Here is a 15963-nt window from a genome sequence, read left to right as displayed (position 1 = left end):
CCATGATCACCTCCGTACTGGTCGCCAACCGGGGCGAGATCGCCCGCCGGGTCTTCCGGACCTGCCGGGACCTGGGCATCGCCACGGTGGCCGTGCACTCCGACCCGGACGCCGACGCCCCGCACGTCCGGGAGGCCGGCACCGCCGTCCGGCTGCCGGGAGCCGCGCCCGCCGAGACCTACCTGCGGGCCGACCTGCTGATCGCCGCAGCACTCACCGCCGGGGCGGACGCGGTCCACCCGGGCTACGGATTCCTGTCGGAGAACGCCGAGTTCGCCTCGGCGGTGCAGGCCGCCGGGCTGACCTGGATCGGCCCGCCCGCCGAGGCGATCGCCGCGATGGGATCGAAGACCGAGGCGAAACGGCTGATGGCGGCGGCCGGGGTACCGGTGCTCTCGGTCCCGGCCGAACCGACCGCCGCCGACCTGCCGCTGCTGGTGAAGGCGGCGGCGGGAGGAGGCGGCCGGGGCATGCGGATCGTCCACGAACTCGCCGAGCTGCCTGCCGCGTTGGCCGCAGCTCGGGCGGAGGCGGCGGGAGCCTTCGGGGACGACGAGGTGTTCTGCGAGCCCTACCTGCCGAACGGGCGGCACGTCGAGGTCCAGCTGCTCGCGGACGCCCACGGCACGGTCTGGGTGGTCGGCGACCGGGACTGCTCGCTCCAGCGACGGCATCAGAAGGTGATCGAGGAGGCCCCGGCGCCCGGGCTCGGCGAGGCGCTCCGGACCGAGCTGCACCGGGCCGCGACCGCCGCCGCCCGGGCGATCGGCTACCGAGGGGCCGGGACGGCCGAGTTCCTGGTAACCCCCGAAGGCCGGTGCTGGTTCCTGGAGATGAACACCCGCCTCCAGGTCGAACACCCGGTCACCGAGTGCGTCACCGGCCTCGACCTTGTCGCCCTCCAGCTCCGGATCGCCGAGGGCGAGGCGCTGCCCGCCGAGCCGCCGCCCACCAGGGGCCACGCGATCGAGGCCCGGCTGTATGCCGAGGACCCGGAACAGGACTGGCAGCCCAGGACCGGCACCCTGCACCTGCTCGAAGTGGCGGGCGTCTCGGTCGAGTTCGGCACCGGAGAGCGGGACACCGGCCTGCGGCTGGACTCCGGGGTGACCGACGGCACCGAGATCGGCCCGCACTACGACCCGATGCTCGCCAAGCTGATCGCCTGGGCGCCCACCCGGCCCGCTGCCGCCCGGCTGCTGGCCACCGCGCTGAGCCGGGCCCGGATCCACGGCCCCGGCAGCAACCGGGCACTGCTGGTCGCGGCGCTGCGCCACCCTGCCTTCCTGGCGGGGGAGTTGCACACCGGCTTCCTGGCCGAGCACGAGCACGACCTCGGCAGCAAGGGCGAGAGCCTCGCGCTGCCCGCGCTCGCGGCCGCACTGTCGGAGGCGGGCACCTCGCCGTTCCCCCCGGGCTGGCGCAACCTGCCCTCGCAGCCGGAGATCAGGCACTACCGGGCGGGCGACGGCACCGAGTACGAGGTGCGCCACCGCCTGACCCGGGACGGACTGCAGGGTCATCCCGGTGTCGAACTGGTCGACGCCCGGCCCGACTTGGTCACCCTGCGGGCCGAGGGCCGGACCCACACCTACCGGATCGCCCGGTACGGCAGCACCCTGCACCTGGACGGACCCACCGGTGCCGTCACCCTGACCGCACTGCCGCGCCTGCCCGAACCACAGGCCGAACCTACCCCCGGCGCACTGCTCGCACCGATGCCCGGCACCGTCACCCGGACGGCCGCCGCGCCCGGCGACCACGTCACCGCCGGGCAGCCGCTGCTCTGGCTGGAGGCGATGAAGATGGAACACCGGGTCAGCGCGCCCACCGACGGCGTACTCACCGAACTACGGGTGGGCGTCGGCCAACAGGTCGAGCCCGGAACCCTGTTGGCCGTCGTCCGACCGCACGACCACCTCTGATCAGAACCCCAACGCACGGAAGGGACCTTCGCCATGTCCGCACCGCTGCTCAACCCGGTCGAACCCGAGGAGCACCAGGCCTTGCGCCGAGCCGTCGGCGACCTCGCCCGTCGCTACGGCCCCGAGTACTTCCGCCGCAAGGCCCGCGCGGGGGAGCCCGTCGACGAGCTCTGGGCGGAGGCGGGGAAGGCCGGCTACCTCGGGGTCAGCCTGCCCGTCGAGTACGGCGGCGGGGGCGCCGGAATCACCGAACTGGCCATCGTCCTGGAGGAGTTCGGCACCGCAGGCTGCCCACTGCTGATGATGATCGTCTCGCCCGCGATCTGCGGCACGGTGATCGCACGCTACGGCACCGAGCAGCAGAAGCTGGCCTGGCTGCCCGGACTCGCCGACGGCAGCCGCCGGATGGCCTTCGGCATCACCGAGCCGGACGCGGGCTCCAACTCGCACCGGCTGACCACCACCGCCCGCCGGGACGGCGACGACTGGCTGCTCACCGGCCGCAAGGTGTTCATCTCGGGCATCGACCACGCCGACGCGGTGCTCTTCGTGGCCCGCACCGAGGACGCCCGCACCGGGCGGCTGAAGCCCGCGCTGTTCGTGGTGCCGCGCGAGACGCCGGGCTTCGAGTACCGGGCGATACCGATGGAACTGGTCACCGCAGAGAAGCAGTTCGAGGTCTTCCTGGACGACGCACGGCTGCCCGCCGAGGCCCTGGTCGGGGCCGAGGACGCCGGTCTCGAGCAGCTGTTCGCCGGGCTCAACCCGGAGCGGGTGATGACCGCCGCGTTCGCTCTTGGCCTGGCCCGCCAGGCGCTCGCCACCGCCACCGACTACGCCCGCACCCGTACCGTCTGGGACACCCCGATCGGCGCCCACCAGGCGATCGCGCACCCGCTGGCCCAGTGTGCGATCGAGATCGAACTCGCCCGGCTGATGATGCTCAAGGCCGCCGGACTCTATGATCAGGGCCACTACGTGGAGGCCGGTGAGGCCGCCAACATGGCCAAGTACGCGGCCGCCGAGGCGGCTTGCCACACCGTGGACCAGGCGGTGCACACGCTGGGCGGCAACGGGCTCACCCAGGAGTACGGGCTGGCCGCACTGCTGACCGCGACCCGGGTCAGCCGGATCGCCCCGGTCAGCCGGGAGATGATCCTCAACTACGTGGCCCAGCACACCCTGGGGCTGCCACGCTCGTACTGACGGACCGTCAGGACCGTTGCCACCAGCGGCGCGGGCGCTGTCCCACCTGCTGCGCCTGCTCCGCGTCCGGCCAGGCGTCACGCTGTTGCTGATCGGCGAGGGCCCGGCGGGCGGCTTCGGCTGCCGCCGGGTCGTCGTACTCGCGCGAGATCAGCTCGATCCGCCCGGTGGAGTGGTCGATCCGGATGGTGTCGAGCCCGTTCCGGTCCAGGCCGGCGATGCTGTCCGCGTGGGTCACCCGGTGGAGCGCGAGCATGGTGAGCGACGGGTCGGCATCGCCGAGGGTGATCTCCTGCGTGAGCAGGACGTCCATCAGCCGCTTGGCGGCGAGCGACGGAAGCTCGTCGCTGACGGCCATGTGCACCATCAGCTGCTCGTGGCCGGTGTCGAGCCAGCGGGCCCAGGACACCCAGACACAGTGGATGTCCGGAAACTCGCGCAGGCGGCGGAAGACGGAGTCCCGCAGGGCCACGGCCAGCGGGTGGGTGGACCAGGTCAGCCTGATCATCTGTCCCTTGCCCGGTATGCCGTGCTCGGAGACCGTCCCGAAAAGGCGGGAGGCCGGGACCTCGATCCGCCAGCCGTCCGAGCTGGTGACCAGCAGACGCCTGGCCCCGATCTCGCGGACAACCTCCAGCAACCGCAGCGCATCGGCGTAGAAGGTGTCCGCGGCGCCCTCCACGTGCTGCACCGCCGCTGCGGTGGTGCAGATCTGGAGTGCCGCAGTGCCGTCCTTGTGCGTCAGGTAGTACAGCGTGCCGTCTGGATGGACCGGTACGAACACGCCCTCGGCCACCAGGGTGCGGACGACCCGCTCCATGGCGGCCGCGGAGTCGCTCTGTTCGATGAGCTCGGCCAAGGCCGCGTCGAGTGTCATCGGGCGATCATAGGGGACCTCCATGGATACCCCCGGTTTTTCTGATCGTTCAGAATGAGGTTCGGAGTCGTCTCAAGCAGATGATGCTGCAGGTGAGTTGGAGCAGGCCGAGGTGGAGGTCGGGACGTATCTCGTAGCGGATGCGCAAGCGCCTGAACTGGTGGAGCCAGGCGAAGGTCCGCTCGACCACCCAGCGTGTCTTGCCGCCCGGCGCAGCGGGTCTTCACCCGGCCATCGGATCCCCTCCGCCCGCCGCGCGTATCGGTGAGCGTTCACCGTTGCGCCTAGCCAGCAGTCAGGAAGCTCCGGCGGCCCCCGCTGGCCCAGCTAGCTCGGAGCGGCCCCTGACCTGTCGGTGGCCGCGCAAGCGCGGGCCGGCCTGTACCGCCGTCTGGTCCGGACCTCAGGAGTTGGACTTGGTGAGCCGGTGGATGCTGATGGTCAGCGAGCTGAACGCACTCTGCGCCTCGGCCGCCTCGGAGAGGACCGTGCCACCGGTCATGCCCTCGTTCTTGTTCTGCACGCAGTGCGTGGCGGTGCTCTCCACCTTGTCGAGCGCCGTCTCCCAGTAGCCCCGGGCGGTCTCGTCGGGCAGCTTCCGGTACGCCTTCGCCGCCTTCACGTGGTCGAGCACCTCCTGGCAGCGGTGGGCGGTGCTGCTGCGGCCCTCCCCGGAAAGCGATATCAGCGTGATGATGTCCTTGCCGATTGCCAAGGTGTGCTCCCTGCCTCCCTCGGCGACCCAGGTCTTGTAGGTGTCGTCGTCCCCACCGGAGCACCCGGCCAGCCCGACGGACAGCAAGGCTGCGGTGGCCAGCACGAACACTCCGCGCACGGTGGGACGGGGGTGGGTGTGGACGGGCATGGAGTACATCCTTCGCCTAGAAGCTCAGACTCACAGGGAGCTGACAGCCTGTCAGTTTCCTGTGCCGTCCGCACGGGCTTCGGCGGTTCGGGTACCCCCGGACGGGCCGGCCGTGCTCGGGGGCACGCGTCGCCGAACTTGACGACCTGTCGAGGGCGACGCGGAGCAGTCGCCGCCGGAGTTGATGAGCGGAGCCGGTCCGGCGGCCGGTGGCTGCCCCGGCCGGGTCCAGAAGCGGCGCCTGCACGCCTGCGGAGGGCCGGTAGGACCTGGTGCGGCGATCCCACTGTAAATCCGTTGCGCCGCAGGGCGCTGAACCCACACTGTGCCGGTGCTGATCAGACGTACGGCTTTCGGCCCAGCACCGAGTACGGCATCACAGCACCGGACCCGACCTGGGGCCGGTTCTTCCAGGTGCGCCCGCCGGCGGCCTACCGGTCCACGCTGCGCGGCGAGTTCGTCTACCCGCAGGCGTTCGACCCCGCCTGAGCGATGTCGGCACCCTGTCCGCCCCGGCCGTCAGCCGCCACTCTAGGAGGGCCCGCCCCACCGCCCGCTCAGGAGGCACCTATGGCGTTCCGCAGCGACTACCCCGACATCGAGCCGCTCGACCTGCCGATCCACGACGCGGTGTTCGGCGACTTCGCCGCCCACGCGGACGTACCGGCCCTGATCGACGGTCTCACCGGACAGTCCGTCAGCTACGCCCAGCTGGACGGCGCCAGCCGGCGCTGCGCGGCGGGCCTGGCCGAGGCCGGGGTGCGCAAGGGCGACCGGATCGCACTGTTCAGCCCGAACACCATCGCCTACCCCGTCGCCTTCTACGGCGCCACCCGGGCGGGCGCGATCGTCACCACGGTCAGCTCGCTCAGCACGGCCGCCGAACTGGCCGGGCAGCTCCGGGACAGCGGGGCCCGCTGGATCATCACCATCTCGCTCTTCCTCCCGGTCGCCACCGAGGCCGCCTACGCGCTGGCGGCCGAGGGCAGCCCGATCGAGGAGATCTTCGTCTGCGACCAGGCCGAGGGCCGCCGTTCGCTGACCGACCTGCTGGCCTGCACCGGGCCCGAGCCCAGCCCCGAGATCGACCCGGCCACCGACATCGCCGTACTGCCGTACTCGAGCGGCACCACCGGCCTGCCCAAGGGCGTGATGCTCAGTCACCGCAACATCAGCAGCAACCTGCTGCAGACCGACGCGGTGCACGCCACGGGGCAGGGCGAACGCATCCTGGCCGTGCTGCCCTTCTTCCACATCTACGGGCTGACCTCGCTGCTGAACCACCCGCTCCGGTGCGGTTCGACCGTGGTGGTGCTGCCGCGCTTCGACCTCGAGCAGTTCCTGCGCACCATCCAGGACCAGCGGATCGAAGGGGTGTTCGTCGCCCCGCCGATCGTGCTGGCCCTGGCCAAGCACCCGCTGGTCGACCAGTACGACCTCTCCTCGATCCGGTACGTGCTGAGCGCCGCCGCCCCGTTGGACGCCGACCTGGCCGCGGCCGCCGCCCGCAGGCTCGGCCTGGAGCGGATCCACCAGGGGTACGGGATGACCGAGCTCTCGCCCGTCACCCACGTGGTGCCCCTGGACGACCCGAACCCGCCGGCCGGGACGGTCGGCCGGCTGGTCGCCTCCACCGAGCTGCGGGTCACCGCGCTGGACGGCTCCGGCACCGAGCTCGGGGTCGGCGAGCGTGGCGAACTCCTGTTCCGGGGGCCGCAGGTGATGCAGGGGTACTTCGGCCGGAAGAGCGAGACCGACGCGATGATCGACCCGGAGGGCTGGCTGCACACCGGGGACGTCGGCGTGGTGGACGAACAGGGGTACCTGTTCGTGGTGGACCGGGTGAAGGAGCTGATCAAGTACAAGGGCTACCAGGTCGCTCCCGCCGAACTGGAGGCCCTGCTGCTCACCCATCCCGAGGTGGCCGACGCCGCCGTGATCGGGGTGACCGGGACGGACGGCGAGGAACGGCCGAAGGCGTTCGTGGTCCGCACCCCCGGCAGCGAACTGACGGAGCAACAGGTCAACGACTTCGTGGCCGGCCAGGTGGCGCCGTACAAGAAGGTCAGGGCGGTCGAGTTCATCGACCAGGTGCCCAAGTCGGCGGCCGGGAAGATCCTCCGCCGTCAGCTGCGCGACCGCACCTGAGCGGTGTGCGGTCCCGCCGGTCTGGCAGGATCGGCGGGATCGCACGACCTTGGCGGCCGGTACTGGCGGTAGGCAGTGAAGCCCGCAGGCAGTACGGACCGCAGGCAACGGAGGAAGGCCGGGATGACGACCCAAGCCGCTCGTACCCCGCAGCAGGACCGCAGCCGGGCCACCCGGCGCCGGCTGCTGGAGGCCGCCGTGGAGTGCCTGGCCGAGCTGGGCTGGAACGGCAGCACGGTCGCGGTGGTGGCCGAGCGGGCCGGGGTCACCCGGGGTGCGGCCCAGCACCACTTCCCGACCCGGGAGGACCTCTTCACCGCCGCCGTCGAGTACGTCACCGAGCAGCGGTTGGCGGCCGTCAGGGCCGACACCGAGGAGCTGCCGCCGCCGGGCGAGGGGCGGACCGAGGCGGTGGTCGAGCTGATCGTCCGGCTGTACACCGGGCCGCTGTTCCGGGCCGCGCTGCACCTGTGGGTGGCGGCGGCCACCGAGCAGGCGCTGCGGGAGCGGATCGTCGCGCTGGAGAACCACCTCGGCCGGGAGGCGCACCGGGCGGCGGTCGAGTTCCTCGGCGCCGACGAGTCGCATCCCGGTGCCCGGGAGACCGTTCAGGCCACATTGGACCTCGCCCGGGGGCTCGGACTGGCCAATCTGCTCACCGACGACGGCCCGCGCCGGGCCGGAGTGGTACGTCAGTGGGCCAGAACTCTGGACGCCGTGCTGATCACCTGAAAAGCTCAGCCGTCTTGACGGTGTACCCCACCTGACGGACCAGCAGTAGCCGCACTCTCCACCGCCGTGCAGTCTGGTGGAAGCCGATTCGCCCTGGCCACACCGGGGAAGGTATCTGACAGGTGATCCCCTGATCATGCAAGGCAGCGAGCGCAACGTACCGGACGGCACCGGCCCCGCGGCAGGTGCCGCTTCGCCGCGTCCGGAGGGGCACCCGGCACTGGACCACCGGCTGGAGGGCCACCGGCTGGTCCCGCTGGCGACCGCCCTGGTCGAGGGCGACGGCCGGATCCTGCACTGGAGCGAGGACGCCGAGGCACTCACCGGCTACCCGGCGGGGGAGGCGGTCGGCCGCTACGCCGCCCAGCTGCTGGTCCCCGAGGAGTCCCGCCGACGGGCCTTCGAGCTGTTCGAGCAGATCATGGCGGGCAAGGGCTGGTCCGGGGTCTTCCCGATCCGGCACCGGGACGGCCATCTGGTGGAACTGGAGTTCCACACCTATCCCATCGTCGGCCCCGGCGGCGTCCGGCTGCTGCTGGCGACCGCCTCCGACGTCGGCTCGCTGCGCCAGGTCGAGGGCGACCTCGCGGTGCTGGACGGCATCTTCACCCAGTCGCCGATCGGCATGGCGGTCTACGACACCGAGCTGCGCTACGTCCGGCTGAACGACGCACTGGCCCGGATCAACGGCCTGACCGTCGACGAACACCTCGGACGGCGGATCAGCGCCATCCTGCCCGGCATCAACAGCGCGGAGATCGAGGGGGTGATGCGCCAGGTGCTGGCCACCGGCCAGCCGGTGGTGGACGCCCGCTCGCACGGCCGCACCCCCGGCGACCCGCGCCGGGAGCGGGCCTGGTCCGCGTCCTACTTCCGGCTGGAGGACTCCACCGGGCGGGTGCTCGGAGTGAGCTCCTCGATCATCGACGTGACCGAACGGTTCCAGGCCGAGGCCCGGGCCTCCCGGGCCCAGGAGCGGCTGGCCCTGCTGGCCGAGGCCACCGCCAGGATCGGCACCACGCTGGACCTCCAGCGCACCGCCGAGGAGCTGATCGAGGCGGTGATCCCGAGATTCGCCGACTTCGCCACGGTGGACCTGCTGGAGCCGGTGCTCCGAGGTGAGGAACCGTCATATCTGCAGCCGGACCGGGGCGTCCAGCTGCGGGCGGTGGCGGTCGGCGAGGCGTACGAGTCGGGCATGACCATCGCGGCGGACGCGGTCGGGGCCACCTCGGAGTACGACTCCAAGCGGGTCTACACCGAGTGCCTGCGCAGCGGGCGCCCGCTGCTGCGGCCGCACGTGGACGAGCAGGTGCTGTCGGCGCTGGTGAACGAGCAGTCCCGGGTCGGGCCCGGGGTCAGGGCGGGCATCCACTCCTACCTGATGGTGCCGATCCTGGCCCGCGGCATGGTGCTCGGCGGCTCGGAGTTCGTCCGGATGCGCAACCCCGAGCCGTTCACCGCGGCCGACGTGGCGCTGGCCGAGGAGTTGGTCGCCAGGACCGCGATCGCCCTCGACAACGCCCGGCTCTACCGGCGCGAGCGGGAGACCGCGCTCACCCTGCAGCGCAGCCTGCTGCCGCAGGAGATCCACCGCACGATCGGCCTGGAGATCGCGTACCGGTACCTGCCGAGCAGCGTGGTGAGCGAGGTGGGCGGSGACTGGTTCGACGTGGTGCCGCTGTCCTGCGGACGGGTCGCGCTGGTGGTCGGCGACGTGATGGGCCACGGCATCCGGGCCGCGGCGACGATGGGTCAACTCCGTACGGTGGCCCGGACGCTGGCCACCCTGGACATGCCACCGGACCAGGTGCTGACCCGGCTGGACGAGACCGCGATGGGCATCGGCGAGGGCCAGTTCGCCACCTGCATCTGCGCGGTCTACGACCCCGTGGACGGCACCTGCACGATCGCCTCGGCCGGCCACCTCCCGCCGGTCCGGGTCGCCCCGGACGGCACCTCCCGGGCGCTCACCCTGCCGCCGGGCGTCCCGCTCGGGGTGGGCGGAGTGGCCTTCGAGAGCACCGAGTTCACGCTGCGCGAGGGCAGCCTGCTGGCCCTCTACACCGACGGCCTGGTGGAGCGCCGCGGCGAGGACATCGACCACGGCATCGGCATACTGGCCCAGACCCTGGCCGGCCACGGCCGGACGCTGGAGGAGAGCTGCGACGCGGCGCTCGCCGCACTGGTCGTGGACGGGACCGAGGACGACATCGCCATGATCATGGCCCGGGCGCTGCCGATCCCCCGGCCCCTAGCCGGGCCCGCCGCTTCACCCGCCGGACGCTCGAGGAGTGGGGCCTCACCGCCCTCTCCGAGTTCGCCGAGCTGCTGGTCAGTGAGCTCGTCACGAACGCGCTGCTGCACGCCGACGCACCGCGGCGGCTGCGGCTGTTCCGCGACCGTACGCTCACGGTCGAGGTGGCCGACTCCGGCGGCCAGGCACCGCGACTGCGGCCCTCGGCGGAGGAGGACGAGGGCGGGCGGGGCATGCACCTGGTGAGCGAACTGGCCCACCGGTGGGGGACCCGGCAGACGAAGGACGGCAAGGTGGTCTGGGCGGAGATGGAGCTGGACTACCGCTACCGCTGAGATGGCGGTCGACGGGTGGTCGGACGTTCGGGGTAGGGGCTGAGCCGACCTTGTCGTACCACCCTGACACTCTGCTCGCATGGATGACTTCGCTGGTACGCAAGCTCCGGTTCGTCGGCTGACCGACCCTGAAGAGGCGATCGCGGAGCTGGAGAATTCTGTCCCGAACCTGGCATCGTTGCGGTTGCAGGAGGCCAGGAGCCTCAACTGGCAGGTCGTGGAAGCCGAGTTGGGCATCGCCCTGCCCGAGGACTACAAGCTCCTCTGTGAGCGCTACCCGGCCTTGGTTATCGGGGACTTCCTTGGCCTCGGTGGCCCAGATCCCGGCGGTGAGCACTCCTGGATGCAGGGCCTGCGCGACATGTTGGAGATCATCGAGGAGTGGTGCACGGACGCCGACCTGGCCGTGCCGCTCCACCCCTACCCCGCCCCGGGCGGTCTGCTTCCCTGGGCCAGCTCGAACAGTGGGGACCTCTTCCTGTGGACCACCAGTGAGGCCGGGCCGGCGGAGTGGACTGTCACGGTCGCCTCGCGGAGTTCCGCATGGTGGCACTACACGGGCGGAGCCGTTCAGTTCCTGGCCGACCTGGTCGGGGGCAGGGTGGAACCGTGGGCCCTGCCCACCGTCAGCCCCGACGTCACGGCCTGGTGACTTCGGCTCAGGTCATCGCAACAGAGGTGCCGGAGCGGTGGCGTTCTTGGCGGACGTCACAATCCTTGGATGGCTTCACCCAGGTCGGTGCCGTAGGAGGACCAGCAGATGATGGAACCGTCGGTGCCGAGGTCCCCCATGAACCAGTCGTCGTCAGCCTGGACGAGGCACAGGCCGTGGAAGGAGAGGATGACGTCGGGTCGGAGTGGGGTGTAGTCCGCGCGGCCGTGTTCTTCGAGCACGACGAGGCGTTCGAGGGACAGGGGGACTGCTTCGGCGTCCCCTGAAACGGAGCGCACTCGTTCGATCGTCCAGCCGTCGGGCAGTCCATCGTTCACCGCTGCATGATCGCAGCGAGGTGTGTCCCGCAGCCATTCGTTTACGGTGGCGAGCAGCACGGCCGCCGCATGCCGAACTCTGCGGACTGTCCGTCAGGCGTGGCTGAACGTGCTGCGACTGGGAGGAGGCGGCTCACCGCCCGGCGGAGAGGAAGTCCCGCAGGTGGGCGGTGAGGGCGGCGGGCTGGTCCTCGGGGATGAGGGTGTAGCTGTCGGGGATCTCGACGAGTTCGGCGTGGGGCAGGATTTCGGCCAGGCGGTGGGCGTGGGAGAGGGGCATGACGCGGTCTTCGGTGGCCCAGGCGACCAGGGTGGGGCGGTCGAAGGTGCGGAGGGCTTCGGACCAGGCGAGCAGGTCGGCCCGGGGTGGGGTGCTGAGGACGTACTTGCGCAGGTCGCGGCGGATCGCGGGGGAGCTGAGGAGAGGCCGGAACCAGGCGTCCATGACGCCGGGTGGGACCGGTCGCTTGGTCATCCGGCCCCAGGTCATCGGGAGTCGGCGGAGGGGCTTGAGGCGGAGCAGGTTGAAGGCGAGGGCCAGTCCGCCGGGCAGCCTGGCGGAGGCGACCAGGTTGCGGCCGGGGAGACCGGGCGGGTAGTTGTCGAAGGCTTCGCAGGAGGTGAGGACGAGCCGTCCGATGCGGGCCGTGCGGCCGTTGGCGACCAGGCTCTGGGCGCCGCCCCAGTCGTTGAGCACCAGCGTGACGTCGTGCAGGTCGAGTCGGTCGAGGAACTCGGCCACCAGCCGGGCGACGCCGAGGATCGACAGGTCGGCGTCCGGGTGCATCGGCCGGCGGTGGCCGCCGAGCGGGAGGGTGGGGACGACGCAGCGGAAGTCGTCCCGGAGCCCGGCGACGACGTGGCGCCAGAGCGAACCGTCCATCGCGACGCCGTGCAGCAGGACGACGACCGGGCCGTCGCCGCCGGTGTCCTGGTAGTCGATGATTCCCGCCGAGAGTTCCAGCTCGGGCATGAAGGTCCCCTCCTGCGGTCGGTACGGTGCACTGACTGAGGCTCAATACCCCAGCACCGTAACGCACCTGACGGAGAGCCTGACTACGGGGACTACGCACCCGCAGGGAAGGGCAGGAGGGGAACTCACTCCTTGCCACTCTCAACTTATAGCGCACCAGGGGGCTTGCGACAAGACCCGGGTGGTGCCGCAGAATCGTCGGCCTAGGCCCGGAACCTGCGGAAATGAGAATCACGAAGATGCGTGTGGTGTTGTCGACGTACGGAGCGCGCGGGAGCGTCGAGCCGATGGTGGGACTCGCGGTGCGGCTACGGGAGTTGGGTGCGGAGGTGCGGGTGTGTGCGCCGCCGGACGAGGAGTTCGCGGAGCTGCTGGCCGGTGTCGGGGTGGAGTTGGTGCCGACCGGGCGGCCGGTGCGGCCGGTGGTGACCTCGGTGGTGCCGGGGTCGGCGGTGGGACTGGCGCAGCGGGCGTCGGAGTTGATGGCCGCTCAGTTCGAGACGGTGGGCGCGGTGGCCGAGGGCTGCGATGCGCTGGTGGCGACCGGACCGTTGCCGGTCACGGGCGGTGCCCGGTCGGTGGCCGAGAAGTTGGGCATCCGCTTCGTGCACGCGAGCCATCAGCCGGTCAGCCTGCCGTCGCCGTACCAGCCGCCGCCCGCGCGGCGAGGGCGGCCGTTGCCACCGGGGGTGGCCGACAACCGGGCGCTGTGGGACTTGGATGCCCGGAACGCCAACGAGATGTTCGGCGAGATGCTCAACACCTACCGGGCGGCGGCCGGCCTGGCACCGGTGGACAACGTCCGCGACTACGCCTTCACCGACCGGCCGTGGCTGGCGACGGACCCGGTGCTGAGTCCTTGGCGGCCGACGGAGCTCGGCGTCGTACAGACCGGTGCGTGGAGCCGGCTGGACGAACGCCCGCTCCCGCCCGAGCTGGTGGCGTTTCTGGAGGCCGGTACGGCGCCGGTGTACGTGGGCTTCGGCAGCACGCCCGTCAGCGATCCGAAGCAGCTCGCCCGGGTGGCCGTCGAGGCCGTCCGGGCGCAGGGTCGCCGGGTGGTGGTCGCCCGGGGCTGGGCCGAGCTGGAGCTGATCGACGATCAGGACGACTGCATCGCGGTCGGTGAGGTCAACCAGTCGGCCCTGTTCGCCCGGGTGGCGGCCGTCGTGCACCACGGCAGCGCGGGCACCACCACGACGGCCGCCCGGGCCGGCGCGCCTCAGGTGGTGGTGGCCCAGGGGGCGGACCAGCCGTACTGGGCCGAGCGGGTGGGCGACCTGGGCATCGGCCTCGCGCACGACGGTCCGGTCCCGACCGCCGAGTCCCTGGCAGTCGCGCTCGGGACGGCCCTGACCTCCGGGACCCGCGCACGGGCGCGGGCCGTGGCCGGCACGATCCGTACCGACGGGACCACGGTGGCTGCCCGGCTGCTGCTCGACGCAGCTGGCTAAGGGACTGTCAGGGCAGGGTCAGTGGACCAGTTCGGACGGCTGCCTCGCGGTGGCGTGGTCTGCGGCCCGGCGGCGGAGCAGGTACCAGGAGAAGGCAGCCGAGGAGAGGAGCAGCGCCGCCGCGATGAAGGCGGCGATGTTCATCCCGTGGACGAAGGCGGTGCGGCTCGCGTCGAGCAGCTGGCCGCCGAGCGGGGCGGGGAGGGTGCCGGCGGCCTCGACCGCGTTGCCGATCGACTCCTCGGCCTGGGCCGCCACGGCCGGATCGGTCCCGGCCGGGGCGGCCAGGGTGGCGGCGTAGATGGCGGTGACCACCGAGCCGACCAGGGCGATGCCGAGGGCGGTGCCGAGCTCGTACGCCGTCTCGGAGACGGCCGAGGCGGCGCCGGCCCGGTCGGCGGGGGCGGCGGTGAGGACCAGGTCGGCGGAGAGGGTGTAGACGATGCCCTCGGCGGTGCCGATGGCCAGGAAGGAGCTGCCGAGCACCAGGTAGCTGCTGTCCTGCTGGACCCAGCCGAGGACCGCGATGCCCAGGCCCATCATCAGCAGGCCGCCCACCAGGGTGGCCCGGGCGCCGGTGCGGCGGGCCAGCTGGGCGGTCAGCAGTCCGCCGACCACCGCGCCGAGGAAGGCCGGGAGTTCGGCCAGGCCGGCCGTCAGCGGGGAGTACCCGCGTACCAGTTGGAGGTACTGCGACATGAAGAAGATCACGCCGGACAGGCCGATCAGCGAGGCGAGCGAGCCGAGCACCGCCGCCGTGAACCGGGGGTTCCTGAACAGCCGGACGTCCAGCAGTGGGGTGGGCAGGCGGAGTTGGCGACGGACGAAGACGGCCAGCGCGGTGGTGCCGAGCACGAAGGTGACCGGCACCGGCCAGTGGCCGAGCCCGCCCGCTGCGGCCTCCTTGATCGCGTAGACCACGCCGATCACACCGGCCATCGAGAGCAGCACGCTGAGCACGTCCCAGCGGCCCGGATTCGGGTCCTTGGACTCCGGCAGCAGCCAGGCGCCGAGCACCAGCAGCAGAGCCAGGATCGGCAGGTTGAGCAGGAAGACCGAGCCCCACCAGAAGTGCTCCAGCAGGACACCGCCGACCACCGGGCCGAGCGCGGCACCGGCGGTGGCGCCCGCGCCCCAGATGCCGATCGCAGTGGCGCGCTCCCGGGCGTCCGGGAAGAGGCTGCGGATCAGCGAGAGGGTGGAGGGCATGATGGTGGCGCCCGCGACGCCGAGCAGTGCCCGGGCCACGATCAGCCAGCCGGCGCTCGGGGCGTACGCGGCCAGCAGGGAGGCGGCTCCGAAGGCGCTGGAGCCGAGCAGCAGCAGTTTCTTGCGGCCGATCCGGTCGCTGAGCGCGCCCATGCTGACCAGCAGGCCGGCCAGGACGAAGGAGTAGCTGTCGCCGATCCAGAGCAGCTGGGTGCCGCTGGGGTGGAGGGTCTCGCTGATCGACGGCAGGGCGAGGGAGAGGACGGTGGCGTCGAGCGCGACCAGGGTCACCGCCAGCACCAGGACGGCGAGGCCGACCCAGCGCTGCCTGGAGACGGTGCGGCCGGGGGTGGTGCTCATGATCGGTCAGGGCTCCTGAGGGCGCCGCCGAGGAAGAGCTCGGCGAGCGAGTAGGCACTGTCACGGGGGGCGAGGCGGCCGTCCTGAACGGCCCAGCCGACGCCGGCCACCAGGTCGAAGAAGGCTTCGCTGAGCCAGCCGGCCGAGAGTTCGATCCGGAACACCCCCTCCTGCTGGCCGCGGAGGAAGAGGGAGCGGACCCGTTCGTCCTGGATCTCCCAGAGTTCGTTGATCTCCGGGTCGTCGAAGAGCTGGTTCTCGCCCGCCAGGAAGGCACAGAGCGCCGCGTCCGGGACGACCGCGTCGACCAGTCGGCGCAGCGCGGCCTGGGGGTCGCCGGTGTCGATCGCGGCGGTGTCCAGCGCGGTGGCGAACTTGCGCAGGCTGAGCGCGCCGACCTCGCGGATCAGGGCCTCGCGGCCCGGAAATATCCGGTGCAGGGTGGCCCGGCTGATCCCGGCCGCCCGGGCGATCTCGTCCAGGTGGGCGGTGGGGCGGCGGGAGAGCACGCCGACGGCGGCTTCGAGGACGGAGTCACGGTCGGTGGCCATGAGGCGAGTATAGATCAGATGAGACACGGATGTCTCATCTGCGCCAGGGAGGTGCAACCAGGAGCCTGCTGGGTGCCCGCC

14 protein-coding genes and 2 pseudogenes are annotated in these 15963 nt (G+C 71.7%); 9 read left to right on the top strand and 7 right to left on the bottom strand.

The window, feature by feature from the left end; all coding sequences use genetic code 11:
* Positions 1-2: 2 nt before the first annotated feature.
* Complete coding sequence (locus tag ASC99_RS22735; protein ID WP_057234973.1) at positions 3-1925, top strand: biotin carboxylase N-terminal domain-containing protein; 1923 nt, start codon at positions 3-5, stop codon at positions 1923-1925.
* Between the two features lie 33 nt (positions 1926-1958).
* Positions 1959-3131 carry an acyl-CoA dehydrogenase family protein gene (locus ASC99_RS22730; RefSeq protein WP_057234972.1) on the top strand — a complete coding sequence of 391 codons (1173 nt, stop codon included), beginning with the start codon at positions 1959-1961 and terminating at the stop codon, positions 3129-3131.
* A gap of 7 nt (positions 3132-3138) precedes the next feature.
* Here ASC99_RS22730 and ASC99_RS22725 read toward each other — a convergent pair whose 3' ends face one another.
* The 3 genes and pseudogenes from ASC99_RS22725 to ASC99_RS22715 form a co-directional block, all read right to left on the bottom strand.
* Complete coding sequence (locus tag ASC99_RS22725; RefSeq protein WP_057234970.1) at positions 3139-4008, bottom strand: SseB family protein; 870 nt, start codon at positions 4006-4008, stop codon at positions 3139-3141.
* A gap of 49 nt (positions 4009-4057) precedes the next feature.
* Positions 4058-4213, bottom strand: a pseudogene (locus ASC99_RS22720) (transposase); the annotation flags it as partial.
* Between the two features lie 198 nt (positions 4214-4411).
* Positions 4412-4873 carry a hypothetical protein gene (locus tag ASC99_RS22715; RefSeq protein ID WP_057234966.1) on the bottom strand — a complete coding sequence of 154 codons (462 nt, stop codon included), beginning with the start codon at positions 4871-4873 and terminating at the stop codon, positions 4412-4414.
* Positions 4874-5170: 297 nt separating this feature from the next.
* On the opposite strand from ASC99_RS22715, the gene ASC99_RS22710 reads away from it, so the two are divergent.
* The 6 genes and pseudogenes from ASC99_RS22710 (at position 5171) to ASC99_RS22690 (ending at position 10997) form a co-directional block, all read left to right on the top strand.
* Positions 5171-5362, top strand: coding sequence for a hypothetical protein (locus ASC99_RS22710; protein ID WP_057234964.1), 192 nt, complete (start codon positions 5171-5173; stop codon positions 5360-5362).
* Positions 5363-5443: 81 nt separating this feature from the next.
* Positions 5444-7021, top strand: coding sequence for an AMP-binding protein (locus ASC99_RS22705; RefSeq protein WP_057234963.1), 1578 nt, complete (start codon positions 5444-5446; stop codon positions 7019-7021).
* A 123-nt stretch (positions 7022-7144) separates the two neighbouring features.
* Complete coding sequence (locus ASC99_RS22700) at positions 7145-7753, top strand: TetR/AcrR family transcriptional regulator (protein WP_057234961.1); 609 nt, start codon at positions 7145-7147, stop codon at positions 7751-7753.
* 136 nt (positions 7754-7889) lie between these two features.
* Positions 7890-9926 (top strand): annotated as a pseudogene (locus ASC99_RS22695) (SpoIIE family protein phosphatase); the annotation flags it as partial.
* Positions 9917-10345 (top strand): ATP-binding protein, encoded by a 429-nt coding sequence (locus ASC99_RS40920; protein WP_235583102.1) that lies wholly within the window; start codon positions 9917-9919, stop codon positions 10343-10345. The pseudogene ASC99_RS22695 and the gene ASC99_RS40920, both read left to right, overlap by 10 nt.
* A 79-nt stretch (positions 10346-10424) precedes the next feature.
* Positions 10425-10997: a hypothetical protein gene (locus ASC99_RS22690; RefSeq protein ID WP_057234957.1), complete on the top strand. Its 573-nt coding sequence runs from the start codon at positions 10425-10427 to the stop codon at positions 10995-10997.
* A 56-nt stretch (positions 10998-11053) separates the two neighbouring features.
* On the opposite strand, the gene ASC99_RS22685 is transcribed toward ASC99_RS22690, so the two are convergent.
* Positions 11054-11395 (bottom strand): hypothetical protein, encoded by a 342-nt coding sequence (locus ASC99_RS22685; protein WP_235502706.1) that lies wholly within the window; start codon positions 11393-11395, stop codon positions 11054-11056.
* A 73-nt stretch (positions 11396-11468) separates the two neighbouring features.
* Entirely contained in the window at positions 11469-12308 is an 840-nt protein-coding gene (locus ASC99_RS22680; protein WP_057234952.1) for an alpha/beta fold hydrolase, read from the bottom strand.
* 239 nt (positions 12309-12547) lie between these two features.
* On the opposite strand from ASC99_RS22680, the gene ASC99_RS22675 reads away from it, so the two are divergent.
* On the top strand, positions 12548-13762 hold the full coding sequence (locus tag ASC99_RS22675; RefSeq protein WP_057234950.1) for a glycosyltransferase: 1215 nt from the start codon (positions 12548-12550) through the stop codon (positions 13760-13762).
* Between the two features lie 18 nt (positions 13763-13780).
* Here the strand turns inward: ASC99_RS22675 and ASC99_RS22670 are convergent, their stop codons facing one another.
* Together ASC99_RS22670 and ASC99_RS22665 are read right to left on the bottom strand one after the other, a co-directional pair.
* Positions 13781-15331, bottom strand: a complete 1551-nt coding sequence (locus tag ASC99_RS22670; protein WP_057234948.1) for an MFS transporter — start codon at positions 15329-15331, stop codon at positions 13781-13783.
* Positions 15328-15882, bottom strand: coding sequence for a TetR/AcrR family transcriptional regulator (locus tag ASC99_RS22665; RefSeq protein WP_057234947.1), 555 nt, complete (start codon positions 15880-15882; stop codon positions 15328-15330). The genes ASC99_RS22670 and ASC99_RS22665 overlap by 4 nt, the downstream gene beginning before the upstream one ends.
* Positions 15883-15963: the final 81 nt, after the last annotated feature.

It is taken from the genome of Kitasatospora sp. Root107 (assembly GCF_001424875.1).
GTDB lineage: Bacteria > Actinomycetota > Actinomycetes > Streptomycetales > Streptomycetaceae > Kitasatospora.
This window is presented reverse-complemented; position numbering and strand designations above follow the sequence as displayed.